At 42.2% G+C, this 25,434-nt stretch carries 21 protein-coding genes and 1 pseudogene; 4 read left to right on the forward strand and 18 right to left on the reverse strand.

Annotated elements, in window-relative coordinates:
- Position 1: 1 nt before the first annotated feature.
- The 8 genes from DW650_RS04060 to DW650_RS04095 form a co-directional block, all read right to left on the reverse strand.
- Positions 2-1,105: a GntR family transcriptional regulator gene (locus DW650_RS04060; protein WP_118209127.1), complete on the reverse strand. Its 1,104-nt coding sequence runs from the start codon at positions 1,103-1,105 to the stop codon at positions 2-4.
- 23 nt (positions 1,106-1,128) lie between these two features.
- The gene (locus DW650_RS04065; RefSeq protein ID WP_117918715.1) at positions 1,129-1,779 is read right to left on the reverse strand and encodes a ribonuclease H1 domain-containing protein; all 651 of its coding nucleotides are present in this window, start codon (positions 1,777-1,779) and stop codon (positions 1,129-1,131) included.
- 63 nt (positions 1,780-1,842) lie between these two features.
- Positions 1,843-2,613, reverse strand: coding sequence for a YdcF family protein (locus DW650_RS04070; protein WP_006858825.1), 771 nt, complete (start codon positions 2,611-2,613; stop codon positions 1,843-1,845).
- Positions 2,614-2,624: 11 nt separating this feature from the next.
- Positions 2,625-2,975 (reverse strand): hypothetical protein, encoded by a 351-nt coding sequence (locus tag DW650_RS04075; RefSeq protein WP_117918717.1) that lies wholly within the window; start codon positions 2,973-2,975, stop codon positions 2,625-2,627.
- 13 nt (positions 2,976-2,988) lie between these two features.
- A complete protein-coding gene (locus tag DW650_RS04080) occupies positions 2,989-3,696 on the reverse strand; it encodes a ZIP family metal transporter (RefSeq protein ID WP_117918798.1) in 708 nt (235 codons plus the stop codon).
- 78 nt (positions 3,697-3,774) lie between these two features.
- A complete protein-coding gene (locus tag DW650_RS04085; protein ID WP_117918719.1) occupies positions 3,775-4,164 on the reverse strand; it encodes a thioesterase family protein in 390 nt (129 codons plus the stop codon).
- Between the two features lie 111 nt (positions 4,165-4,275).
- Complete coding sequence (gene nrdD, locus DW650_RS04090) at positions 4,276-6,465, reverse strand: anaerobic ribonucleoside-triphosphate reductase (RefSeq protein WP_118209128.1); 2,190 nt, start codon at positions 6,463-6,465, stop codon at positions 4,276-4,278.
- Between the two features lie 275 nt (positions 6,466-6,740).
- Positions 6,741-7,220, reverse strand: a complete 480-nt coding sequence (locus tag DW650_RS04095; protein ID WP_241070947.1) for a MarR family winged helix-turn-helix transcriptional regulator — start codon at positions 7,218-7,220, stop codon at positions 6,741-6,743.
- Between the two features lie 124 nt (positions 7,221-7,344).
- On the opposite strand from DW650_RS04095, the gene DW650_RS04100 reads away from it, so the two are divergent.
- Together DW650_RS04100 and DW650_RS04105 are read left to right on the forward strand one after the other, a co-directional pair.
- Complete coding sequence (locus DW650_RS04100; RefSeq protein WP_118209129.1) at positions 7,345-9,093, forward strand: ABC transporter ATP-binding protein; 1,749 nt, start codon at positions 7,345-7,347, stop codon at positions 9,091-9,093.
- Complete coding sequence (locus DW650_RS04105) at positions 9,093-11,021, forward strand: ABC transporter ATP-binding protein (RefSeq protein WP_118209130.1); 1,929 nt, start codon at positions 9,093-9,095, stop codon at positions 11,019-11,021. The genes DW650_RS04100 and DW650_RS04105 overlap by 1 nt, the downstream gene beginning before the upstream one ends.
- Positions 11,022-11,146: 125 nt before the next feature.
- Here the strand turns inward: DW650_RS04105 and DW650_RS04110 are convergent, their stop codons facing one another.
- The 10 genes and pseudogenes from DW650_RS04110 to DW650_RS04145 all read right to left on the reverse strand — a co-directional run bounded on the left by DW650_RS04110 (position 11,147) and on the right by DW650_RS04145 (position 24,870).
- Positions 11,147-11,659 (reverse strand): HD domain-containing protein, encoded by a 513-nt coding sequence (locus tag DW650_RS04110; protein ID WP_330414587.1) that lies wholly within the window; start codon positions 11,657-11,659, stop codon positions 11,147-11,149.
- A gap of 350 nt (positions 11,660-12,009) precedes the next feature.
- The gene (gene gatB, locus DW650_RS04115; protein WP_118209131.1) at positions 12,010-13,440 is read right to left on the reverse strand and encodes an Asp-tRNA(Asn)/Glu-tRNA(Gln) amidotransferase subunit GatB; all 1,431 of its coding nucleotides are present in this window, start codon (positions 13,438-13,440) and stop codon (positions 12,010-12,012) included.
- Positions 13,441-13,461: 21 nt separating this feature from the next.
- Entirely contained in the window at positions 13,462-14,919 is a 1,458-nt protein-coding gene (gene gatA, locus DW650_RS04120; protein WP_117918800.1) for an Asp-tRNA(Asn)/Glu-tRNA(Gln) amidotransferase subunit GatA, read from the reverse strand.
- 80 nt (positions 14,920-14,999) lie between these two features.
- On the reverse strand, positions 15,000-15,317 hold the full coding sequence (gene gatC, locus DW650_RS20580; protein WP_334294382.1) for an Asp-tRNA(Asn)/Glu-tRNA(Gln) amidotransferase subunit GatC: 318 nt from the start codon (positions 15,315-15,317) through the stop codon (positions 15,000-15,002).
- Between the two features lie 150 nt (positions 15,318-15,467).
- Positions 15,468-15,917: pseudogene (locus DW650_RS20585) on the reverse strand (GNAT family N-acetyltransferase); the annotation flags it as partial.
- Positions 15,918-16,039: 122 nt separating this feature from the next.
- Positions 16,040-17,371 carry an aspartate--tRNA(Asn) ligase gene (gene aspS / locus DW650_RS04130; protein WP_117918732.1) on the reverse strand — a complete coding sequence of 444 codons (1,332 nt, stop codon included), beginning with the start codon at positions 17,369-17,371 and terminating at the stop codon, positions 16,040-16,042.
- A gap of 240 nt (positions 17,372-17,611) precedes the next feature.
- Positions 17,612-17,734 carry a hypothetical protein gene (locus DW650_RS20290; protein WP_006858835.1) on the reverse strand — a complete coding sequence of 41 codons (123 nt, stop codon included), beginning with the start codon at positions 17,732-17,734 and terminating at the stop codon, positions 17,612-17,614.
- Between the two features lie 223 nt (positions 17,735-17,957).
- Positions 17,958-22,913: an Ig-like domain-containing protein gene (locus DW650_RS04135; RefSeq protein WP_118209133.1), complete on the reverse strand. Its 4,956-nt coding sequence runs from the start codon at positions 22,911-22,913 to the stop codon at positions 17,958-17,960.
- Positions 22,914-23,288: 375 nt separating this feature from the next.
- The gene (locus DW650_RS04140) at positions 23,289-23,807 is read right to left on the reverse strand and encodes a low molecular weight protein-tyrosine-phosphatase (protein ID WP_118209134.1); all 519 of its coding nucleotides are present in this window, start codon (positions 23,805-23,807) and stop codon (positions 23,289-23,291) included.
- 190 nt (positions 23,808-23,997) lie between these two features.
- Positions 23,998-24,870, reverse strand: a complete 873-nt coding sequence (locus tag DW650_RS04145) for a tyrosine-type recombinase/integrase (RefSeq protein WP_118209135.1) — start codon at positions 24,868-24,870, stop codon at positions 23,998-24,000.
- A 69-nt stretch (positions 24,871-24,939) separates the two neighbouring features.
- Between DW650_RS04145 and tnpA the strand changes: the two genes are divergently transcribed.
- Together tnpA and tnpB are read left to right on the forward strand one after the other, a co-directional pair.
- The gene (gene tnpA / locus DW650_RS04150) at positions 24,940-25,278 is read left to right on the forward strand and encodes an IS66 family insertion sequence element accessory protein TnpA (RefSeq protein ID WP_117922646.1); all 339 of its coding nucleotides are present in this window, start codon (positions 24,940-24,942) and stop codon (positions 25,276-25,278) included.
- A partial coding sequence (gene tnpB, locus DW650_RS20740) for an IS66 family insertion sequence element accessory protein TnpB (protein WP_199654192.1) occupies positions 25,271-25,434 on the forward strand: 164 nt, incomplete at its 3' end. The genes tnpA and tnpB, both read left to right, overlap by 8 nt.

Here is a 25,434-nt window from a genome sequence, read left to right on the forward strand (position 1 = left end):
TTTATTCCTCCTTTTTCCGGGATATACAGGATTCCCGGATCACCAGCTTTGGTTTCACAAGGATCTGCTTTTCTGACTCCGGGACACTTCCCTCTTTCAGCAGTCCAAGAAGAAGCTCTGCTGCCATTTCACCTAATTTTTCCTGTGGATGAGCCACCGTGGTGAGCGGTACTTTTCCACTTGACGCAAGATAGGAATCATCATATCCTGTCACTGAAACATCATCCGGCACTTTAAGTCCTTCATCCTCTAATGCCCGGATGACCTCTAGTGCAATCTGGTCATTATACGATACCACACTGTCAAAGAAATGCTCACATCTCATCTTAGCCATATGACACACCTGTTCATATGGATGCGTTTTCCGGTCTTCCGTATAAAACCATACCACTTTATCCGGGTCATACGCAATCCCTGCTTCCTGTAAAGCCTGCACATACCCTTTGTGCCGCTGCTGTCCCTGCGTATCATCCGCTTTAAATATCCCTATGATGTGATGGTGCCCCAGTGAGATCAGATATCTTGTAACCAGATATCCTCCAAGGCAGTCATCTAAAAGGATATGGGGTTTTTCTGCAAGCTGCGCATAACTGCCTTGAATAAATACATATGGAATCCGATATTCATCCAGCGTCTGGTATAAATTAATATGTTTGCAGAAGATCTGACTTTTGCTTGGTTCTATGATCAGCCCATCAATTCCCTTCTGCAATAATTCTTCTAAACATTTTGCTTCCATATTTCTGGAATTTCTTGTATTCTTTAAAAGAATACTATATCCATTTTCCGTAAGGACTTTATCAATTCCCTGGATCACTCTCGGAAAAATATAATCAGACAGATATGTCGTGACCACTGCTATATTTTTCGTTTCACCCGTGCGTCTCGCCATCTCCGAACAAAACGTTCCACGTCCATGTTCCGCATAAATATATCCCTCGTTCTGAAGAATCTGCAGAGCTTTCCGTACAGTCTGTCTGCTTACCTGATATGTCCCGGAAAGTTCATTTTCCGATGGCAGTTTTTCTCCCGGCTTTATTTTTCCTGAAACGATCTGTTTTCTTAAGTCCTCCATCAAATCATAATATTTTAACTTTTTATCCATATATCTGCTCCCGGATTCCGGTTTTATATCTCATTCCCCACTGCCTGCTTTGCTAACATATCTGCTTCCTCATTGCCATCGATACCGGAATGTCCTTTTACCTTTACAAAACGGATCACAATCACATTTCTCACCGATGCCACATAATCACGGTATGCTGCTGTCCCTTTTTTATTGCACTTCCACGCACCGGTTGCCCACATTTCGATTCCCATGTAATCATAATAAATCGTTACTTCCGGCAATCCTAATTCGACCGCTTTTCTGATCGCAGCCATACTGCCGCAGATTTCCCCTGCGACATTGCGCATCGCTGCCATCTCTGCATCCTTATCACTCCCCTGCAGCACTTCTTTTATGCCATCATGAATCAGAAAGCCGCCATATCCGTAGACATGCGTTGCCACATTGTAAGAACCATCCACAAACGCATAGACAGACGGCATCGCCCCATCTTCCTGCTGTATTGTTTTCTTCATTGCATTTCGCAGCTTTGGCGCAGCATCTGCTCCGGTATATGTCGCAGCTTTGGCAAAAGCCACTGCTTCTTCTCTTGTTTTAAAACTCTTATATACTGCTCCAGGAAAGCCGTCCACCATCGCTTTACATTCTGCCCAGCTCTGGTACACTCCCGGTTTTCTTCCTTTTTTTACTGCATAATATTTTCCTGGCATCTTTTCCTCTCTCTGACATTCCACTTTTTATTACTGCACTGTTTTTATAAAAATACTTCCACACTAATCCCAATGACGCAATTCATAATATAAAATGCCATACAGTTCCCTCACATAATAAGTGGGAAAATATACAAAAAATGTATGTGCCGGGGTACTGTAACTTTTCATTCCCAGCCTGGCTGCCATCTGATTCGCCCGATATTCATGAAATTCACTGGTAACCAGTGTCACAGTCATATCAAGTCCACGGTCTTTTAAAATTTCTCCGGTATATTTTAAATTTTCTTCCGTCGTTGTAGATCGTTCTTCTAAAATCAGACGATTTTCACTGATTCCCCGTTTTGTCAGCACTTCATACATGCACTGTGCTTCCGTGATATCTTCACCTGGTCCTCTGCCACCGGACAAAATACATACTGCATCTTTATTTACACTCAGATAATCATATGCAGCATCAATACGTTCCTCTAATATTCTGCTTGGTTTTGTACCTTTTACACTGCATCCTAAAACAACAGCTGTCGTATTTTGCGGCGGAGTGTGTAATGCTGAGTGGATCATCAGAAATGTCTCTGCCAGCACTGTCATGATCATTATAAGTACAAGGACAAGCAGGAAAACACATATCCAGTGTGTTTTCCTGCCATTCCACAATATCAAAGCTCTCCTGTTCATACGCCCGAAAAAAATTCCATAACATAACAGGAATAACGAGATCAGAATCCCGGTCGCCGTTCCTATATTAAAAATTCCTTTGCATAACAGCGGCGCGAAGAACCAGAATAATAAAATGCCTCCGACCGCTATAATGACCATCTGTACACCGCGCATGAATTTCCTTTCTACATAAGCTCAAGTTTACAGTTTGCACGCATTTTCAACGGACATTCATAAACATTTTCATTTTTTTCTTTTGCAATGTAGGAAAGCGGACATTTTCTGCAGTCCCCTTTTGTAAAATCGCCTGCTACTTCAAACTTAAGTACTGCCGTCATGGTTCCCTTTTTCTGGTTTTCCTTGCGGATGTGATCCCACGCAAGCACCTGTCCGCATCCCGGACATTTATCAGTTCCTACTGTAACTGCCCTCTTACAGGTCGGACAGCCATAGTATGGTTTACCGCTCTGATCCAGTATCTCTACCACATCTGATGGAAATTGTTTGATCAACTGTTCTCTTAAATCGTTCTGCATATTTATTTGCTCCTTATCCTAATGCGACATCTAATATCATCATGATCAGAAATCCTGCTGCAAATCCAATTGTATTAATATTAGAATGTTCTCCTTCTGATGCTTCCGGAAGAAGTTCTTCCACTACCACATAAATCATTGCCCCTGCTGCAAATGCCAGCAGATATGGCAGCATGTGTGTAATAATTCCGGCTAATATGATCGTAATCCCCGCTGCGATCGGCTCTACCACACCGGACGCCACACCATACCAGAATGCCTTTTTCGTACTGCCTCCTTCACTTTTTAACGGAAGCGATATAATGGCGCCTTCCGGGAAATTCTGGATTGCGATCCCTATGGACAGCGAAAATGCTCCCGCTAACGTAATTGTGCTGTTACCTGATAAAAGTCCTGCAAATACGACTCCTACTGCCATTCCCTCCGGTATATTGTGAAGGGTAACAGCCAGTACCAACATGGTTGTTTTTTTTAGGTGGCTTGGCAGACCTTCCGGCTTTTCCTCATTCATATGAAGATGTGGAATGATCTTATCCATCAGCAGCAAAAACAGAATTCCAAATACAAATCCAACTGCTGCAGGCAGGAAAGCAAATCTTCCCATCGTCTCTGACATGTTAATCGATGGTATCAGCAGCGACCACACAGACGCCGCCACCATGACACCGGATGCAAAGCCAAGCAGTGCTTTCTGTACCAGACGGTTCAACCCGTTTTTCATAAAGAAAACACATGCTGCCCCTAATGAAGTTCCCAGAAAAGGAACCAGTAAACCAATAACTAAATTCAATGTTCCCTCCTATCTATTTAACTTGGCGTCCGCCTTATTCTGAAATTTTTCCGCCTGTACGATAAAACGCTCATGCGTTCCTTCCCCGATCTTCCCGGTTTCATCCTCTACTTCCACAGAAAATACAAGGCGTCTTTTATCCACTTCCACCAAAGTGGTATTGCAGGTCACCTTCATTCCCACCGGCGATGCGGCAAGATGTTTTACATTAAGGCTCGTTCCCACAGTCACACATCCTTCTTCGAGTTCATCTGCAACACTTTTCCATGCGGTCTCCTCGATCAGTGCAATCATTGCCGGTGTCGCAAATACTGCTAATGTACCGCTTTTCATCACTGCTGCCGTATTTTCTTTCTCTACTATAATTGTATGCTGTCCTTTGATTCCTGCTTCTAACATTTTATCCTCCAAAGTTAAATTATTATTTTAGTGATTTAGTACCATTACAGTTTATCATAAAAAGAACCGCACATCAATGTTGATATACGGTTCTTTTTCGCAATAATTTATTTATAAATGAAGTACTCTTTCTTTGATTTCCTGTGTTCTGCCCTGATTCCAGAACTGTGTTCCAATGTAGCCGCAGGTTCTGCGCGCCACACTCATCTTATTCTGGTCACGATTGCCACAGTTTGGACACTCCCATACGAGTTTTCCGTCTTTATCATTTACGATCTGTATCTCTCCGGAATAACCACATTCCATACAGTAATCGCTCTTGGTATTCAGCTCTGCATACATGATGTTGTCATAAATATACTGCATCACTGCAAGTACAGCGTCAAGATTATTCTGCATATTCGGCACTTCCACATAGCTGATCGCACCTCCCGGAGAAAGCTCCTGGAACTGTGACTCAAACTTCAACTTATCGAATGCACTGATTTCCTCTGTCACATGGACATGATAGCTGTTTGTGATGTAGTTCTTATCCGTCACTCCCGGAATAATGCCAAAACGCTTCTGAAGACATTTCGCGAACTTATAAGTCGTTGATTCCAGTGGTGTTCCGTACAGGCTGAAATCGATATTGTGTTTTTCTTTCCATTCCGTACATGCATCATTTAAACGGCGCATTACTTTTAATGCAAACTCTGTTCCTTCCGGCTCGGTGTGGGAAACCCCCTTCATGTATCTGGTACACTCACAAAGTCCGGCATAGCCAAGAGAAATCGTGGAATAACCGTCATATAAAAGTTTATCGATCGTCTCACCTTTTTTCAGACGTGCCAGTGCACCGTTCTGCCAGAGAATCGGTGCCACATCAGAAGGTGTACCGAGCAGTCTCTTATGACGGATGATCAGAGCCCTGTAACAAAGATCTAACCTTTCATCCAAAAGTTCCCAGAATTTATCCATATCTTTTCCGGAAGAGCATGCAACATCCACAAGATTTAACGTAACAACTCCCTGATTAAATCTTCCATAATATTTCTTACCCGGAACATAATTCTTTGCATTTGCATAATTTTCTTTTGTGCGGTCAACAGTCAGGAAAGATCTGCATCCCATACAGGTATAACAGTTGCCGTCTTTTAATTTCTTCATGATCTTCTCTGAAATATAATCCGGAACCATTCTCTTTGCAGTACATTCTGCTGCAAGTTTTGTCAGATACCAGTATTTCGTACCTTCGCGGATATTATCTGCCTCTAAGACATAGATCAGTTTCGGGAATGCAGGTGTAATGTACACGCCCTGCTCATTTTTCACTCCAAGGATTCTCTGGTGAAGCATTTCCTCGATCACGGCTGCAAGATCATCACGAAGCTGGCCTTCCGGCACCTCATCAAGATACATAAATACTGTAATAAACGGTGCCTGTCCGTTTGTTGTCATCAGGGTGATCACCTGATACTGGATCATCTGTACGCCACGGTTGATCTCTTCTTTTACACGGATCTCAGCAATTTTTTTCACCTTATCCTCTGTCGGTTCAACTCCGATCGCCTCAAGTTCTGCACGAACCTGTTTACGGTATTTTTCACGGCTGACCTGTACGAACGGTGCCAGATGGGAAAGTGAGATACTCTGTCCACCGTACTGGGAACTTGCGATCTGTGCGATTGCCTGTGTTGCGATATTGCATGCTGTAGAGAAACTCTTCGGACGGTCAATCATTGTTTCGCTGATAACAGTTCCGTTCTGAAGCATATCCTCTAAATTGACCAGACAGCAGTTGTGCATATGCTGTGCAAAATAATCCGCATCATGAAAATGAATGATTCCCTGCTCGTGCGCCTCCACGATATCCGGCGGCAGCAAAAATCTCTTTGTGATATCTTTGCTGACCTCTCCTGCCATATAATCTCTCTGCACGCTGTTTACCGTTGGATTTTTATTTGAATTTTCCTGTTTTACTTCCTCATTATTACACTCTAACAAACTTAAGATCTGTTCATCCGTTGAGTTGGATTTGCGCACCAGTTCCTGTTTGTAACGGTATGTAATATAGTTTCGTGCCACATTAAATGCACGCTGATTCATGATCTGGTTCTCTACCATATCCTGAATCTCTTCTACACTTGGAGAACGTTTCATATTTTCACAGGCAATTTCCACATTTTTTGATATCTCATCAATCTGCTTATCTGTCAGCTTCTCATAATCAATAACGCTGTTGTTTGCCCTGCGGATCGCCGCCTCAATTTTTTTAATATCAAAGGTATCCTCCATACCGCTTCTTTTAATAATTTTCATTTCCGATCAAATCCCTTTCTGTTTCTGACTGATAGCTGCCTGCCATACCCAAACGGCCGCATAACCTACGAGTACTTATTATACAATATATTGTGTCTTTGTCAATGTGTTTGGAACATATATATTTTCCCATTTTTATGATATCCGGACAGAATCGATCGTTGCAACCCCAGTAAATACGCGGTCTTTATTCACTATTACCAAATTTAAGGTGATTTCTTCGTCATTTTTTTCACTTGTATATCCTGCATCATCAACCACAATATCTAGTGTTTCTATTTTTTCATGCCACCACAGAAAGAATTCTTCGGACAGGCAATATCCACATCCAGATTCAAAAGCATCCGGTCTAAATATTTCTTAAGATCTTTTACCTCTTCATCACTCAGTCCTTTCTCTAAAAGAGCTTCCATTTCACGCATATCCTGCTCTGACCTCTCTACCATAGTACGTGCTTTATCTGTCAGCACCAGTTTCTTCAGCCTCGCATCATGCTCCACCGTCTCACGGCGCACCAGCCCTTTCCGTTCCATGACTGCAAGCATGTTTGATGCGGTTGCCCGCGATACCGAAAATTCCGTTTCAATATCCTTCTGATAGATATCCTTTCCATCATGATCCCGCAAAAATCCAAGCGTCCAGCGCTGCATTCCCGTAAGTGGTTCTTTTTCATTTTCCTGTTTTTTTGCCTCCATCCGCTTATGGATCTGGTTATGGATCAAACGTATTTTATATCCTATCGTATCTGTATGCATGATTTATCTCCTGCTGAAATAATATTATTTTTTACATTGACATTCTTTTTTTTATGCCTTATAACTATATTGTTAGCACACTAACAAATAAAAATCAATTATTTTTTGAAAAGGATGTGATGTTATGTTAAAAACTCTGGGAGCTCAGATCAAAGAATTTAAAAAAGATTCTTTCCTCACTCCTGTTTTCATGATCTTAGAAGTACTCATGGAAACGATCATCCCACTGATGATGGCATCGATCATCGATAACGGCGTGGAAGCCGGGGATATCCACCATATTTACGTCATGGGCGGATGTATGGTCATTGTCGCGTGTGTTTCCCTGTTTGCAGGAACGATGGGTGGAAAATACGGTGCCCGTGCTTCCGCAGGATTCGCCCGTAACTTACGAAAAGCAATGTACGAAAATATACAGACCTTTTCTTTTTCCAACATTGACAAATTCAGCACCGCAGGTCTTGTCACAAGGCTCACCACGGATGTGACGAATCTGCAGAACGCATATCAGATGCTGCTGCGTATGTGCGTGCGCGCACCGATCTCTTTAGTCTGCGCGATGATCATGGCATTTTTCATCAATGCGAAACTCGCATGCGTTTACCTGATCGCTGTTATCGTACTTGGTGTGATCCTTGCCTTTATTACAATACGGGCACATCATTACTTTATGGAAGTATTTCCAAAGTACGATGACTTAAATGCATCGGTACAGGAAAATGTCTCCGCGATCCGTGTAGTCAAAGCCTATGTCCGTGAGGATTATGAAAAGAAGAAGTTCACACAGGCAAGCAAAAATATTTATAACATGTTTGTCAAAGCAGAGGGCGTACTCGCTTTCAACTCCCCTGTCATGCAGATTGCTGTATATAGCTGTATCATCGCATTAAGCTGGCTGGGGGCAAAAATGATCGTTGCAGGTTCTCTTACCACAGGCGAACTGATGAGTCTTCTTACCTATTGTATGAACATCATGATGAGTCTGATGATGCTCTCAATGGTTTTCGTTATGTTAGCCATGAGTATCGCAAGTGCCGAGCGTATCTGTGAGGTTTTAAATGAAAAAAGTGATATCACAAACCCGGAAAATCCGGTTTACGAAGTAGCCGACGGCAGTGTCACATTTGACCATGTAACATTCCGTTATAACAAGACCTCAGATAAACCGATCCTTGATGATATCAATCTTACCATCCACTCCGGTGAGACCATCGGTGTCATCGGCGGTACAGGAAGTTCTAAATCTTCACTCGTCAACCTGATCAGCCGTCTTTATGACGTTTCGGAAGGTACTGTTCTCGTCGGCGGAAAAAATGTACGTTCCTACGATCTTGACACCCTGCGCGATGAGGTCTCCGTAGTATTGCAGAACAACGTGCTTTTCTCCGGAACCATCTATGAAAACCTCCGCTGGGGCGATAAAAATGCGACTGATGAAGAATGTCGCCACGCATGCCATCTTGCCTGCGCAGATGAATTTATCGACCGCTTCCCGGACGGCTACAACACTTACATTGAACAGGGTGGAACCAACGTATCCGGTGGTCAGAAACAGCGTCTGTGTATTGCAAGAGCCCTGTTAAAGAAACCGAAAATACTTATTTTAGATGACAGTACGAGTGCTGTTGATACCGCAACCGATGCAAAGATCCGTAAGGCTTTTGCCGAAGAGATTCCGGACACAACCAAATTCATCATCGCACAGCGAATCTCCTCCGTCCAGAATGCAGACCGCATCATCGTTTTAGATAACGGTGTTGTAAATGGCTTTGGCACACATGAAGAATTATTAGAATCCAATGATATCTACCGCGATGTCTATGAATCACAGACCAGCGGAAGCGGTGATTTCGATGAAGGAGGTGCTGCATAATGGCAGAAAAAAATACCAAACCGGTTCATGGTCCGGGTGGCAGAGGTCCAAAAGGCCCACGTCCGAAAGTTGAAAATCCCGGCAGACTTTTTATGCGTCTGCTCGCTTACATTATGAAAAATTATGCAGTTCACTGTATTCTTGTCGTGATCTGTATTTTCATTACCGTACTTGCCAGTGTACAGGGTACCTGGTTTATGCAGACTCTGATCGACAGCTATATTCTGCCGCTCATCGGTCAGGCAGATCCTGATTTTTCCGGTCTGCTGCATGCCATCATGCGTGTTGCCGTTTTTTACCTGATCGGAGCAATCGCTTCTTATATATATACACGTATCATGGTAAATGTTTCACAGGGTACTTTAAAAAACCTGCGTGATGACATGTTTACCCATATGGAAGAACTTCCGATCCGCTACTTTGACACACATTATCACGGAGATATCATGTCCACCTATACGAACGATATCGATACACTCCGTCAGATGATCAGCCAGAGTATGCCACAGTTTTTGAACAGTATCATCACCATCGTGAGTGTATTTGTCAGCATGCTTCTCTTAAATGTTCCGTTGACAATCGTGACACTTCTTATGATCGGTGTCACACTTTTTGCCACAAAAAAGATCGGTGCACTAAGTGCAAAATACTTTATCGCACAGCAGAAAGATATCGCAACGGTCAACGGTTATATCGAAGAGATGATGAATGGTCAGAAAGTCGTCAAGGTCTTTACCCATGAAGAAGAAAGTATCGAAAACTTTAACAGATTGAATGACCAGCTCTTCCACAGTGCAGACAATGCCAATAAATTTGGTAATATTTTAATGCCTGTCAATGCACAGATCGGTAACATCAGCTATGTACTCTGTGCTTTAGTCGGCGGTGTACTCGCCTTAAACGGCATCGGCGGTTTTACACTCGGAAAACTTGCAAGTTTCCTTACCTATAATAAGAGTTTCAGCCAGCCGGTCAACCAGCTTAGTATGCAGCTCAACAATATCGTCATGGCCCTTGCCGGTTCCGAGCGTATCTTTAAGCTGCTTGATGAAGAACCGGAAACAGACGAAGGTTATGTTACACTCGTCCGCGCCAGAAAAGAAAACGGTCAGATCGTCGAATCAAAAGAACGTACCGGTATGTGGGCATGGAAACACACACATCAGGCTGACGGCAGTGTCGATTATATCGAGCTGAAAGGCGATGTTGTCTTTGATGATGTTGATTTCGGTTATAACCCGGATAAGATCGTGCTCCACAATGTAGACCTCTACGCAACACCTGGTCAGAAGATTGCTTTTGTCGGAAGTACCGGTGCCGGAAAGACTACGATCACGAACCTGATCAACCGTTTCTATGATATTCAGGATGGTAAGATCCGCTACGATGGTATCAATATCAATAAGATTAAAAAAGACGATCTGCGTCATTCCCTCGGCATCGTACTTCAGGACACACACCTGTTCACTGCAACCGTAATGGAAAATATCCGCTATGGAAAACTCGATGCCACAGATGAAGAAGTCATTGCAGCCGCAAAACTTGCCAATGCAGATACCTTTATCCACCAGTTGCCGGACGGTTACAACACACTTTTAACCGGTGACGGTGCAAACTTAAGCCAGGGACAGCGTCAGCTGCTCGCCATCGCACGCGCTGCGATCGCAGATCCGCCGGTACTGATCCTCGATGAGGCAACCAGTTCCATTGATACCAGAACAGAAAAGATCGTTCAGGATGGTATGGATAAACTGATGGCAGGACGTACCACTTTCGTGATCGCCCACCGCCTCTCCACAGTCAAGAACAGTGACTGCATTATCGTATTAGAGCAGGGACGCGTCATCGAACGCGGCAACCATGACAAACTCATGGAAGAAAGAGGAAAATATTATCAGCTTTACACGGGAAATCTTGCGGAAGGCTAGAATATATTTTAAATCGTATAGATATTTTTCTTTCTCTGTATTTTCATAAGTGACCTCAAAAAATGGGCATATATAAAGCCAAAAACTTTATATATGCCCATTTTCATCTCTATTTTTATATTACTCTAAACCACTTTTTCTTTCTTCTTCCATGGTAAAATAACTTTCTCCGGCATGCGTCCTTTCACAGTTTCTGCACCGGAACATATCTTATCCGCACAGCACAAGATCCAGCCTTCCATATATTTGGGCGGAACGATATTTAATGGAAACATATGACATTTTATCATATCTTTTTCTATTTCATTCAGATCCGGGATGTCACGCATGGCATTCTCGCACGCCCTTTCTGCATGATGAAATCCATGCCATTTATGCGACGCATCTTTTTCGTGCCAGTCATAAAGAAAATAATCATGCAGTAACGCTCCACGGATCAGCGAGTGGATATCCACAGGTGCGTTCATTTTTAATGCCAGATAATAGCTGAAATATGCAACCGATACGCTGTGGCGAAATACGCTGGTGTCTCCATGCTGTATATAGCGATGAGACTCTAACAGGCGGGACTGCCTGCAGAGTTCCTCTAAGGTGTCATAAAAGTATTTTTCCTGCTCGTCGGATAAATGATAGGTCATTTTGCTCCTTCTTTCCATGCTATTCAATAAAACAGTTACCTGGGCGAAACTCTGCTTTAGGCTGTGAATGTTGTGGGAAATTGACAGCTGAAACGAAAGCACGCTCTCGCTGCGTGTCGCTCGTAGCGGATACTAAGTGACCAAAATACGGTCACTAAGTACCGACGGCTCCCCAGCACTTTCTTTTTCATCTGTCAATTTTCCACAACATCGCCAGTTCATGAATGAGTTTCGCAATTAACTTAGTATATGCATGCATAAACAAGATTGTCAAGCTATCGCAAAAATATGAGGACTTTTTTCAGTCCTCATATTTTTATACACATGATGTTGGTATCAAATATAATACCTTACAGTAACTCTTTTAATATCTGGTTCACAAGCGCCGGGTTTGCTTTTCCTTTCATGGCTTTCATGGTCTGTCCGACTAAGAATCCGATTGCCTTTTCTTTGCCGTTATGGTAATCCTCTACGGACTGCGGGTTATCTGCCAGTACTTTCTGTACCGTTTCGCGGAGTGCTCCCTCATCGTTGACTGTCTTTAAGCCTTTCTCTTCAACATATTTTTCCGGATCAATGTCGTCTTTAAAGATCAGTTCGAATACTTCCTTTGCGACCGTGTTTGTAATGGAACCGGAATCGGCAAGATTGATCAGTTTTGCAAGATTGACCGGTGAAAAACAGATATCCTCCGGATCCATGTTATTTTCTTTTAACAGGCGCATCGTCTCCACCATGATCCAGTTGGACACTTTTTTCGGTTTTCCGCAGAGCTCGGTTGCCGCCTCAAACAGATCCGCAAATTTCTTATGTCCGGTAATGATCTCGGCATCATATTTCGGAAGATCAAATTCTTTCTGGTAACGCTCCAATTTCTCCGTGCGAAGCTCCGGCTGGTTTGCCTTTACTTTTGCGATCCACTCATCACTGATCACAATCGGCACAAGATCCGGCTCCGGAAAATAACGGTAATCCTGGGCGTCCTCTTTGGAACGCATTGCATGGGAAGATTCCTTATTATCATCCCAGCGGCGTGTCTCCTGGACTACTTTTCTGCCAGCTTCAAGTAACTCGATCTGACGTGCCCTCTCTCCCTCGATAGCTCTTGCGATCGCTTTAAAAGAGTTTAAGTTTTTCATCTCGGTACGGATTCCAAACTTCTTTGCACCTGCCTCACGTACAGACAGGTTGACATCGGCACGCATGGAACCTTCATTTAATTTACAGTCGGAAGCGCCAAGATACTGGATGATCATGCGCAGTTTTTCAAGATAAGCAATAACCTCGTCCGCAGAACGCATATCAGGCTCAGATACGATCTCAATAAGCGGCACACCGGAACGGTTGTAATCAACAATGGAGACATCTTCCCACTCATCATGTACAAGTTTTCCGGCATCCTCCTCCATATGGATCTCATGGATACCAATGATCTTCTTTCCGGCTGCCGTCTCGATCTCAACACCGCCGTTTCTGCAGATTGGCAGATATAGCTGGGAAATCTGATAGTTCTGCGGATTATCCGGATAAAAATAGTTCTTACGGTCAAATTTGCAGTACTGGGTGATGCTGCAGTTTGTGGCAATTCCCACTGCCATCGCATATTCCACCACCTGACGGTTTAATACAGGAAGAGAACCCGGCATACCGGTACACACCGGACAGGTATGTGTATTTGGTGCACCGCCGAATGCTGTGGAACAGCCGCAGAAGATTTTTGTTTTTGTTGCTAACTCAACATGGACCTCAAGTCCAATGACAGTTTCATATATTTTACTCATCTCTATTCCTCCATTTTCGGACTATGCAAGCGGGCTGTGCTCATAGGTTCTTGTCTGTTCAAATGCATATGCCGCGCGGATGATCTTCTTCTCTTCAAAACAGTTTCCAATGAGCTGTAACCCGATCGGCAGACCGTTTTTATCTTTGCCGCACGGCAGTGAAATTCCCGGTAAGCCGGCAAGATTTACGGAAATCGTGTAAATATCTCCTAAATACATCTTGATTGGATCACTTAAGGACTGTCCCAGTTTTGGTGCAGTGGTCGGTGCCGCCGGTCCTAAAATGACATCATATTTTTCAAATGCTTTATCAAATGCCTGTTTGATCAACGCCTTGGTGCGGAGTGCTTTCAGATAATATGCATCATAATAACCGCTGCTCAGCACGAAAGAGCCAAGCATGATACGGCGTTTTACCTCAGGCCCGAATCCTTCGGAACGGGATTTTTTGTACATGTTGTGAAGTCCCTCATACTCTTTGGTACGGTAACCATATTTTACACCATCAAATCTTGCAAGGTTCGAACTTGCCTCTGCACAGGCAATGACATAGTAAGCAGGAATCGCATATTCTACCAGACTTAAGTCAAACTCTTCCACGATGGCGCCCTTTTTCTTTAATTCCTCTGCTGCCTGTAAAACTGCTGCTTTTACTTCCGGATCTAAACCCTCCCCGAAATAATCACGCGGAATACCGATCTTCATTCCTGCAACATCATCCACCAGTGCACTGGTAAAATCGTAATCTTCTCTTTTTACAGAAGTGGAATCCTTCGTGTCATAAGAAGCAATCGTCTCTAAAATCGTTGCACAGTCAGTCACATCTTTCGCAACCGGCCCGATCTGATCTAAAGATGAACCATAGGCGATCAGTCCATAACGTGATACCGTTCCATAGGTCGGTTTGATTCCGGTCACACCACAGAAAGAACTCGGCTGACGGATAGAACCGCCAGTATCTGAACCAAGTGCAAAAACACATTCCTCAGCCGCAACTGCTGCACAGGAACCACCCGAAGAACCTCCCGGCACATGCTCTGTGTTCCACGGATTCTTCGTCTCGCCATAAGCAGATGTCTCTGTCGTACTTCCCATGGCAAACTCATCCATATTGGTCTTTCCTAAAATCACTGCCCCTGCCTTTTCCAGATTTAAAACTGCCTCTGCCGTATAGGTCGGGATAAAGTTATATAATATCTTAGAAGAACAGGTGGTAAGCAAGTCTTTCGTACACATATTATCCTTAATGGCAACCGGAACACCTGCAAGCGGTCCAGTCAAAATGCCGTCATCAATCTGTTTTTGTACTTCTTTTGCACGTTTCAGTGCGCCTTCTTTATCTACCGTCACAAAGCTGTTTACGAGTTTTTCTTTTTTCTCGATGGCATCTAATGCCGCCATAACAGCTTCTTCTACTGAGATTTCTTTTGCTTTTATCTTTTTGCCGAGTTCCACGGCAGTCAAACTCATAATATTCATATAAATCTCCATTCCTGCTCCTGCTTTTTATCCGAACATTTTCTTTGCCTGCTGCACAAAATGTTCTTTGAGCAATCTGATTAATCTCCAATTGTCTTTGGCACTTTAAATCCACCGTCTTTCTGTGCCGGTGCATTCGAAAGCGCCTCTTTGCTGCCGTCTCCGTTTGTCACTACATCTTCCCGGAATACATTGTTTACCGGAAATACATGTGACATAGGTTCCACTCCTGTGGTATCAAGTTCGTTTAATTTATCAATATAGTTGAGCATTTCTTCCATATCTTTCTTGGCATGCTCTTTTTCTTCCTCATTCAGCTCTAATTTTGCAAGGATTCCGACATACTCGATCGTCTCGTCTGAGATTTCGTTTTTGCGTCCGGTCTTAACTGCCGGAATTTCTTCCTCTTCCTCGATTCCCGGTTCTTCAGCTTCTTCCGGTTCTTCTACGATCACAGGTCCAACCACCAGACCATAATAAGCAACATCCCCGGCTCCAGAATTGTTCCACTCAGCCTGAATCGCTGTTCCTTCATATTTAAGGCCACACTTTTCCATCACTTTGGCTGAGTACGGATTTCTGGTATCACATCGCGCCGCGATCCTGCGTGCCCCAACTTCGTTAGTCAAGTATTCTACCACTGCCTCTAATGCTTCTGGCATGATTCCTTTATTCCAGTAGTCACAGCTTAAACAATAACCGACTTCCATGGACTGCACTTTTTCATTGACAGCTACGACACCAATGCTGCCGATTGCCTCACCGATCTCTTTTAATTCGATACACCATTCATATTTTTCCGTTTTATCGTATGCAGCGATCCAGCCTTTTAAAATGCCTTTCGTCTCTTCTTCACTCTCATGTGCAGGCCACAGCAGATATCTTGTCACTTCCGGATCCGATGCCCAGTTACGGTACATCGGTTCTGCATCGGAAAGTGTAAATCGTCTTAAAACAAGACGTCTTGTTTCGATTGTTTTTGTTCCCAAATGTTTCACGGCTGTTCTCCTTTTTCATTCATATGATCCCTGTTTGCAAAACTCAATTTACATTCAATTTTGAACCTGATATGGATCTAAAATTATTTTGTTTTGGATTCTTTACATCTGTTCTAACCTGATTACGGCTCTAATCTGCTTAAATCACGAGGGAATAAAGTAGTTTCACGAACATTGTCCTCACCGACTAATTTCATGGTCAGACGCTCTAATCCGATTCCAAGTCCACCATGTGGCGGCATGCCATGTTTAAATACGGATAAGTACTGTTCCATTCCCTCAGACTCCATACCACGTTTTTCAATTTTCTCCATCAGCCTGTTATAATCGTGGATACGCTGTCCGCCGGTCGTGATCTCAAGTCCCTGATATAAAAGGTCAAAACTTAACGTATACGTCGGATCTGCCGGATCATCCATGGCATAAAACGGACGTTTCTTGGATGGGTAATGCGTAACAAATACGAAATCTGCATCATATTCTTCTTTAAAATACTGTCCGATCAGTGCTTCCTCCTCCGGTTCAAGATCGTATGGATTTCTGATCTGACGGTGATATTTTTCCGCTACTTTTTCTTTTGCCTCATCAAACCGCACGGTCGGGATCTTATCGACATTCGGCAATGTAACACCCAGTAATCTCAGTTCTTCCGCATAATCTTTCTTTAATAATGCGATCATATACTGTAAAAATCCGGTTTCCATCGCCATGATATCTTCGAATCCATCAATATATCCCATCTCAAAATCAAGACTGGTATATTCGTTTAAATGGCGCTTTGTATTATGCTTTTCTGCTCGAAATACCGGTGCTGTCTCAAATACACGGTCAAAGACACCTACCATCATCTGCTTGTAAAACTGTGGACTCTGCTGCAGTACAGCCGGTCTGTGGAAATATTCGAGACGGAACAGGTTTGCTCCACCCTCTGCACTTTTTGCACCGATCTTTGGTGTATGGATCTCTGTAAACCCCTGACTGTATAAGAAATCACGAAATCCCCGTACCACACCTTCCTGAATACGGAATTTTGCACGCTCCCTGACATTTCGAAGGGCGATCGCACGGTTGTTTAAATTCGCCTCCAAGGAGGTATTTAATTTCCATTTTGAGATTGCAAGCGGCATCGGTGCAGCCGGTTCGGACAATACATTGATTTTATCCAGACGGATCTCAAATCCGTGTGGTGCACGTTCCTCCGGTTTTACGGTTCCCTCCACCTCAATCGTTGCTGCCTCTTTTAAATCTTTTAAGTCAAACTGTGTTTTTCCTTCTTCGTAAACACACTGGAGCAGTCCTTCTCTCTTTCTTAAGACAATAAATGCAACTTCACCCATATCACGGATGGTATGCACTGCTCCGTTTACTTTTACACTTTTTCCCTCATAGCTGCCGGTCAGTAAATCACCGATCTCTAAGGTTTCCTTTTTGTTTACACCTGTCATGAATTCCATATTCTGTACACTCCTTTAGATATGATAAGGTGCGGGACGGGAACCTTTTTGAAAAACAAAACTCTGTCTTTCAGATTTTCAACAAATAATAGAATGCACGCTCCGCGAACATTCTATTATCATGAATACAAAAAACCCCGGAAAAGCATATGCTTTTCCGGGGCGAAATCTCTTAGTATCCCGCGGTACCACCCGCATTGAAAAATGATGTCGTTCTCATCATCTTTCCGCTCTCTGTGCTTAACGCGCACCCACGTACTGACCTACTTTCGATCCACTGCCGCTGTTTTTAAGATCAACCGCTCGTGCAAATTCCTGTTCAATCAGTCTGCTCCAGAGTGTTCCCTTGACCTTCTCTTTCAAACAGCGCTCTCAGTCGGTGACGCTGTATTCCTGTCGATGTCTAAAGATCAGAGTCTCTTTCATCGCTTTACTGTTTTAACGTTGTAACATTTATACCACATAGATTTCTTCTTTGCAATATTTTTTTGCAATTTTTTTTATTTTACACTTCATTATTTTTGAAACCATAAAAAGATACCGCGCAGATATTGGGTTTATCTGTGCGATATCTTTTCATTATTTTTTATTTTACAATAATTTTGCAAGTTGCTTTCTTTCCGCTTGCAGATTTTACTGTAATTGTTACAGTGCCTTTTTTCAGCGCCTTTACTTTACCATTCTTATCAACTGTTGCCACTTTTTTGTTGGAACTCGTCCAGGTAAGTTTATCTGTTGAGGAAGAAGGTGTCATAGTCGCTTTTAAGGTCAGAGTCCTGCCCTTTGCAACAGTCGCCTTGGTTTTGTTTAATTTTACCTTGGTTGCCGGTACTTTTACCGTCACTTTACAGGTTGCTTTCTTTCCACCTGATGTCTTTGCGGTAATCGTTACAGTACCTTTCTTTACAGCCATTACAACACCATTTTTATCGACTGTAGCTACTTTCTTGTTAGAACTGCTCCATGTCACTTTGTCCGTTGCATTCTTATCAAGAGTAGCTTTCAGCTGTTTTGTTGCATTTTGCTTTAATGTCAGTTTCTTTGCACTCAGTTTAATACCTGCTGACTTCTTATTACTCTTTACAACGGTCACTTTACAGGTTGCTTTCTTTCCACTCGACGTCTTTACCGTGATCGTAGCTGTTCCTGTCTTGATGCCTTTGATTTTTCCACGCTTTGTTACTGTCACTACCTTTTTGTTGGAAGTAGACCATGTAAGTTTATCTGTCGTTGTCTTCGGGAATACAGATGCTGTCAATTTTACCGAACTTCCCTTTTTGATACTCATTGCCGGTGTCAGATATACTTTGGTTGCCGGATCTGTAACCGTGATCTTACAGGTTGCCTTTAAACCATTCTTTGTGGTAGCTGTAATTGTAGCGGTTCCTGCTTTCTTTGCAGTTACTTTTCCGTTTGCATCTACTTTTGCCACGGAAGACTTGGAAGATTTGAAAGTCACGGTCTTATCTACACTATTTTCCGGTGTTACGGTTGCTTTTAAGGTGTAAGATTTCCCTTTTTTCAAGGTTAAGTCCGTTTTGTTTAAGGTGATAGCGTTTGCTTCAATATCTTTGTCCGGCTCTATTGTTTCTTCTTGTACTCCAAGAATAATTGTTCCACCTGCTTTCAGTGCAGGAATTGTAAATGATACTGTTCCATCTGCTTCCGTTACCTTTGAATCTGCATAAGCATCCTTATAGCCTTTTCCTGTTACCGCAAGTTTATCTACCACAACCGGCGTATCTGTCAGATTAATTCCTACATAAACATTTTTTCCCTGATATGATTTTTCAAATACCAGATATCCTTCTTTGCTGCCACCTGCAACCTTTGTCCGATCTCCCTTTGCAAGAATCTCTGAATATTTATTTCTCGCAGTCAAAAGTTTCTGATAGTGGACAAGCATCTCATTGTCTGTATTTAAACTTCCGTCTGCATTCTGTGCCTGGCTCCAGTCAAAATCATATCGATTGGTCTGATATGGATAATTGTCTTTTCCATACTGTCCGATCTCTTCGCCATAATATACAATGACCTGTCCTTTTGCCGTCATCTGCAGAACTGTGGCAGCTTTAAACATGTTGTATGCCTGATCCTTTGTATATCCTTCATCAATGATTTTCTGCATCAGGCCATCTTCATCATGACTACTTGTAAATGCTCCAAGTGTCGCTGTATTATCAATTGCTGCGTTTCTCTTTTCCATAAAAATCTCAACACCATCAATATCACCTTTTACAAAAGCAAGTGCCTGGTCATTGAAATCAAAATCCAGGAGTGAATCCATTTCACCGCTTCTTAAGGTTCCGGTATCACTTGCATAGCCTGCACCAGCGTATTCTCCAATCATTTTAAAGTCCGGATCAATCCTGGTCAGTGCATTTTTAAATGCAGCCCATGTTGTATCGTCCACATGCTTTACAGTATCTACTCTGTAATAATCAATGTCATATTTGCTTACCCATGCAGACTGCCACTCTACCAACAGATTACGCACATCCGGATCTTCTGTCATAAAGTCTGGCAGGTTAGACAAAGGTCCTTTTTTGGTATCTCCCTCAATCAGATCCGCTCCACTCCGGATCATATTTTTTCCATTCAGCATAGAGTTAAAATAATTTTCTGTATCATATCCGGCATGATTTAATACAACATCCACCATCACTTTCATGCCTTTTTTGTGTGCCGAATCAAGTAAGGTCTTAAACTCTTCTTCTGTTCCAAGATGTTTGTTTAAGGTCGTAAAATCACTTGCCCAGTAACCATGGTAACCATAAGAAAGCGTTCCCGGAAGATCTGTAGCGAGCCCTTTTTTCATCTCATTTGCAACGATAGGAGTGATCCAGATCGTATTAACTCCAAGATCTGATAAATAATCCAGCTTCTGTGTCAGACCTGCAAAATCGCCGCCATGATAACTCAACGAACCAGTAGCAGGATCTTTGTTGTAATCACCTGTTCCATATGCATCATTATTTGTGGTATTTCCATCATAAAAACGGTCTGTCACTGCAAAATAAATAACTGCCTCATCCCAGTCAAAATCCGTTCCCTTGTTCCGCTCTGTTACTTCAACTGAGACTTTTCCTGTATACTCATTTTCATACTGATCTTTTACGGTAACCGGAAGTTCATAGGTTCCCGCCTGAATTCCCTCTTTTACCGCAATGCTTCCCTCCATCAATGCCGGATCGAGTTTAAAATCTTTCTTGCCGCCAAGAGCTGTCAGATCTGCCGTTACTGCGGATGCCTTAAACGCGGTATCTCCATTGATCTTGTCTGCATTGACAGAAACCGTCAATACATTATTGTCACCATAATCCATTGTCTTCCCAGACATTGTTCCACTTACTGTGGCATTAAATTTATAGTATTCAAAAATGCTGTATCCGGGATTATCGCCAGCTTCCTTATTCGCATTAAACAGGTCTAATTTTATTACTTCTTCGCTATCTTTTGCTGCTTTTACTTTGTAATAATAATGATGCTCTCCCTCTGTCAATACGACATCTGTTTTCTCCCATCTCTGCGTATTGGCATTATAAGTCATCTCATATTCATTATCATCATAGACAACCTTTACGGATGCAATCTCTCCCGCCTTATTTTCAGCGTAAAGATCATCATCTCGATAGTAAAGATTTACTTTTCCATTCTTTGTATCAAGTTCATAACCCTGATTGTCCGGATAGTAAGATACAATTCCTTTTCCTTCCTCAAAAACAACTTTTGTCATTCGCTGTCCGGCTGCGATCTTTACCATATGATCGCCGCCATCTTTACTCTCCCATTCATTATCATCCGTACTGTGACGCATGCAAAAAGAGATAGATTCTTTTGATGATGAAACACGTACCGGAGCAATCCAGCTGCCCTGATTCTCAACAAATTTTACCGTATCATCATATCCACTGTCCCATGTGTAAATATTCCATCCATCATAATCTGCATTGTTTCTTCTATATTCCACAAGCACATAATGTTTCTGCGTAGCTTCCTTAATATCCGGTATCGTTGTGTATGCTGTTGTATCTCCGTGAATCACATAAACATCTACATCTTCCGCAGCATCTGCATTTTTATAATTTACTGTAGCTGCCTGCCATGTCCATTCACTTCCCGGATTCTTTGCAATAATACTGATATTGTCTAAACTTGTCGTCCATGTGTACGTTAACCATGTATATCCATCAATCTCTGTCGTATCCGTAAAATCATGAAGTGTTCCATTTACCCCATCACCATAAAGCCATAATGCCGCAGAATCTGCTGTCACACGATCCTCATTGTCTGCATAATAGTAAATATGGTAATTATACTGTGCCATGACAACATTCACATACACTGTGCTTTTATAAACATCATCTCCTACTTTATATGACGCAATTACCAGAATGTCGGTTGCAGTCACATCATCTGAAAGTGTTAATTTTCCTTCATCAATTGAAACACCATCCATTGATGTTTCTAAAGTATACTCCGGTTTCACATCCGCAACTGTCCCATCTGCTGTGTAATACTTAAGTGTATCTGGCAATGCAGTTGTGACACCGACCTTAGCTTCTAACGTATCGCTACCAAGTCCCGGTATTACCACCTTACTGTTTCCGTTACTATAATTCTTATTTGCCGGATCTGTCACCCAGTTACTGCCATACTTGAATTTATATTCATAAATTCCAGCAGGCTTATCTGAAACGGTAATGGAATAAATACCATCTTTATCTTCATCTGTCATCTCATATCCATCTGTCCAGTCTGTAAGTGAACCCATAAGATAAAGCTTTTCTGTTCCTAGCTTATCTGCAGATATCTCATAATTAAACGTCACAGAACTGTCTTTTCCAAGCACAGGGCTCTCTACACCTGATACAGGAGTCACATCAACCGGTGCACTGACTGTCTCACCAGTAGCCCAGCTTTCTGGTTTTTCTTCACTGACAGTCTTGCCTGTGATCCATACTTCCATAGTTTCGGATGTAATTTCGATCTTGAAGTTTTCTGTCTGATTATTGTCACCCCATGCACCAGCATTAAATAATCCATTCAGATCCAACGCATCATCTTTTTCAACCTTAAAGCTATACCAGCCTTTATTCTTACTGTTTTCTTTTAACAGGCCGCCATAGTCATAATTTTTGCAGTACTCAAAATTTTTAACAGCTGCCCAGCTGTCGCCTGCACCAAATTTTACATATACTTTATCCCAGTTATTTTCATTTTTGAAGTGAACCGTCAGATCTGTCTTTGTCACAGCATTTTCCGCATGCACTGTTGCATTCTCTGTCTCCGCCTCTTCTGCATGCACTGTCTCGGTCTCTGTCTCCACCTCTTCGGTCTCTGTTTCTGCCTCGTTGGCATTCATAACTCCGGTCTCTGTCTCCACCTCTTCTGCATGCACTGTTTCGGTCTCTGTTTTCAGTCCTGCTGCCGCTGCAGATACCGCTCCCGGTGTCTGTGGTAACGTTATCAGCATTCCTAAAATTAAAAGCCAGCTAATTGACTTCTTAGCGGTCTTCTTCAAAATGTTCTTATTTTTCATTTTTTTAATTCCCCCATTTTTGATTTCTCCACATATCCGTAGCCAACGACTGCGTTTTCTAACCGGTCTTATACATACTTTTCTCCCCTCTTAAAATTTTCGTGTTATTTCGTACATTGACATCATACATTTTTCCGGCATTTCAAACAAGATATTTTTGTGTTGTTTGTCTTTTTTCGTCTTTTTCACTAATTTTTTATATGTATATTTATATATTATTCGGGTATTGACTTTTCACGAAAATATACGAAATTATTATCAGTGATAGAAAGTACGCGTTGTGAGGTGACTAAACCTATTGTCATGAACGAAAAAACAGTGTCGATGATATTCTGATACCATTGACACTGTTTTTTCATTTTTTTCCCTGTGTTTTTATGAAATCCGTCCTGTTTCTTTAAGGTATGCGAGCAGTCCCTCACAACCGGAAACAACATCTCTGTAGGTCTCGTCAAACCTGCCGGAATACCATGGATCTGAAATGGATTTTCCTTTTCTTTCTAGATCTGCCGAAAAGTCCAAAAGCAGTTTTATCTTGCCCTCGTCATCCTGCCCTGTAATACGGATGGTGTTTTTGATATTGTTTGCATCTGCACAGAGCAAATAATCATAATATCTGTAATCTTCTTTTGTTACCTGCCTTGCTCGTTTTTCAGAAAAGTTTGTATATACCGTTTTTCCAATCCCATGTTTCCTCAACTCCGCCTGTGCCGGCGGATAGATCGGGTTGCCGGTGCCGTTCCAGATTTCTTCGGTGCTTGTGGCAGCGGAAGCGATCTCAAATTGGTCGGCTATACCACGCTTTGATACCATATCTTTTAATATAAATTCGGCCATTGGGGAACGGCAGATGTTGCCGTGGCAGATAAAGAGTACTTTAATTTTTCTTTGCATATCTTCGTTTTTCCTTGTATATCCTTATTTTTCCTAGGTTTTATCGCACTTTCACGACATCTAACCCAATGGTCTTATCCTAGCATAAAATCGCATATTTTACCATATCTCGGTAAGTAAAATGAGTACAAATCTAGGTATAAACCCGATTCGTACTCATCAGTACTTTTTCCCTATGCCCTTTATTTCCTTACTTGGCACACTTTTTCATTTCTTTTTCTATCCTTTCAAGCCTCTCCATTTCTCTCTGTGCATCTTCCAACTTAAGGTGTGTATACACATTTGAGGTAACACTTATATCTGTATGTCCCATTAAATATTTCAATGTTTCTACAGATATTCCTCGCTTTGCCGCATTCGTACAAAATGTATGACGGCACACATGTGGTGTTATCTTTGGAAGTTGCACTCGATAAATTCTATTGTACTTCTCAACCACATGCTGAAAGCGTTTTTCCCATTGATAGGGCATCATTGGTTTTCCACGCTTATCCAAGAACAGAAAACCTGTATAACCATCTATCATTTCCTCGACTTTAGGTTTCTTTCTATTCTGTACTACCCTCTTGAATGCTGCATAAACTTCATCCGACATTGGCAATACTCGTGTCCCAGCTTCAGTTTTTGTTTTTTCTATGTACTTTCCCCTATTGCCAACATACTGTAATTGATGATTCACGTTGATTGTTCTTTTCTCCAAGTCTATATCCTTTAACGTAAGTCCGCAAAACTCGCCTATTCTCAAGCCTGTTCTAAATAATATAAACATCCCATCGTAGCACTCACTGAAATGTTCATCCTGTTGAACAAACTTTAAAAACTCCTTTTCTTGTTTTGATGTTACTGCATCTCTTTTTACTGAATCATCAATTAGAAAATTATGCAGTTCAAAATCAAAAGGATTTTTTCTGATTAGGTCTGCCTCATAAGCCATCTGAAAAGCTGGTCTTACTACTCCACGTATTGTATGGACACTGCTATAACTCTTTCCATCCTCTGACTGTAATTTTATTAACCAAGTCTTTGCATCTATCGTGTTGATATGATGTAAGTACGTAATCATCCGTATCTGTCAGCAACTATATTTTTCTGATACACTCTTTTCATAACAAAGGAAGGAAACTGTATCATTATGAAAAAAGATGAAAAAATCACTCTGTGGTCTGAACGAATCCATGAATTTCAATCCAGTGGGCAGACTTGCAAAACATGGTGTCAGGAACATCACGTTCCAGTCTCTACAATGAATTATTGGATGCGCAAGCTGAAAAAATTGGACGAACAATCAGATACAGATATGATTTTTGCAAAAATGCCAACGGAAAAAGAGATTTCAAAGAATGAGACTTTGAATATCAGCCCGTCTCCAGTCCGCATTTTTATCACAAACGCTATTCGGATTGAAGTGATGCCTGAATGCCCGCCGGAATTTTTTCGTGTTCTGATCCAGGGGCTGAAAGATCATGCTTGATCTGGCAGGTGGCACAACCGTTTACCTTGCCTGTGGAGCTACCGATCTGAGAAAAAGCTATCACGGACTGGCTGCAATTATCAAGCTAAAATTCAAACTTGATCCCTATTCGCGCTGCATGTTTGCGTTCTGCAACCGCAGGCGGACTTCTATTAA

It is taken from the genome of Roseburia sp. AM23-20 (genome assembly GCF_003470905.1).
GTDB classification, from domain to species: domain Bacteria; phylum Bacillota; class Clostridia; order Lachnospirales; family Lachnospiraceae; genus Roseburia; species Roseburia rectibacter.

Excerpts from the sequence above, each read along its gene's own strand:
- DW650_RS04100 (WP_118209129.1), top strand. The coding sequence starts at position 7,345 with ATGTTAAAAACTCTGGGAGCTCAGATCAAAGAATTTAAAAAAGATTCT.
- DW650_RS04075 (WP_117918717.1), bottom strand. The coding sequence starts at position 2,975 with ATGCAGAACGATTTAAGAGAACAGTTGATCAAACAATTTCCATCAGAT.
- DW650_RS04080 (WP_117918798.1), bottom strand. The coding sequence starts at position 3,696 with ATGAAAAACGGGTTGAACCGTCTGGTACAGAAAGCACTGCTTGGCTTT.
- DW650_RS04060 (WP_118209127.1), bottom strand. The coding sequence starts at position 1,105 with ATGGATAAAAAGTTAAAATATTATGATTTGATGGAGGACTTAAGAAAA.
- DW650_RS04140 (WP_118209134.1), bottom strand. The coding sequence starts at position 23,807 with ATGCAAAGAAAAATTAAAGTACTCTTTATCTGCCACGGCAACATCTGC.
- aspS (WP_117918732.1), bottom strand. The coding sequence starts at position 17,371 with ATGGAATTCATGACAGGTGTAAACAAAAAGGAAACCTTAGAGATCGGT.
- DW650_RS04065 (WP_117918715.1), bottom strand. The coding sequence starts at position 1,779 with ATGCCAGGAAAATATTATGCAGTAAAAAAAGGAAGAAAACCGGGAGTG.
- gatB (WP_118209131.1), bottom strand. The coding sequence starts at position 13,440 with ATGAGTAAAATATATGAAACTGTCATTGGACTTGAGGTCCATGTTGAG.
- DW650_RS04110 (WP_330414587.1), bottom strand. The coding sequence starts at position 11,659 with ATGACCTATCATTTATCCGACGAGCAGGAAAAATACTTTTATGACACC.
- DW650_RS04095 (WP_241070947.1), bottom strand. The coding sequence starts at position 7,220 with ATGCATACAGATACGATAGGATATAAAATACGTTTGATCCATAACCAG.
- DW650_RS04135 (WP_118209133.1), bottom strand. The coding sequence starts at position 22,913 with ATGAAAAATAAGAACATTTTGAAGAAGACCGCTAAGAAGTCAATTAGC.
- DW650_RS04105 (WP_118209130.1), top strand. The coding sequence starts at position 9,093 with ATGGCAGAAAAAAATACCAAACCGGTTCATGGTCCGGGTGGCAGAGGT.
- DW650_RS04070 (WP_006858825.1), bottom strand. The coding sequence starts at position 2,613 with ATGCGCGGTGTACAGATGGTCATTATAGCGGTCGGAGGCATTTTATTA.
- gatA (WP_117918800.1), bottom strand. The coding sequence starts at position 14,919 with ATGAATATTATGAGTTTGACTGCCGTGGAACTCGGCAAAAAGATAAAA.
- nrdD (WP_118209128.1), bottom strand. The coding sequence starts at position 6,465 with ATGAAAATTATTAAAAGAAGCGGTATGGAGGATACCTTTGATATTAAA.
- tnpA (WP_117922646.1), top strand. The coding sequence starts at position 24,940 with ATGAAAAAAGATGAAAAAATCACTCTGTGGTCTGAACGAATCCATGAA.
- DW650_RS04085 (WP_117918719.1), bottom strand. The coding sequence starts at position 4,164 with ATGTTAGAAGCAGGAATCAAAGGACAGCATACAATTATAGTAGAGAAA.
- DW650_RS04145 (WP_118209135.1), bottom strand. The coding sequence starts at position 24,870 with ATGATTACGTACTTACATCATATCAACACGATAGATGCAAAGACTTGG.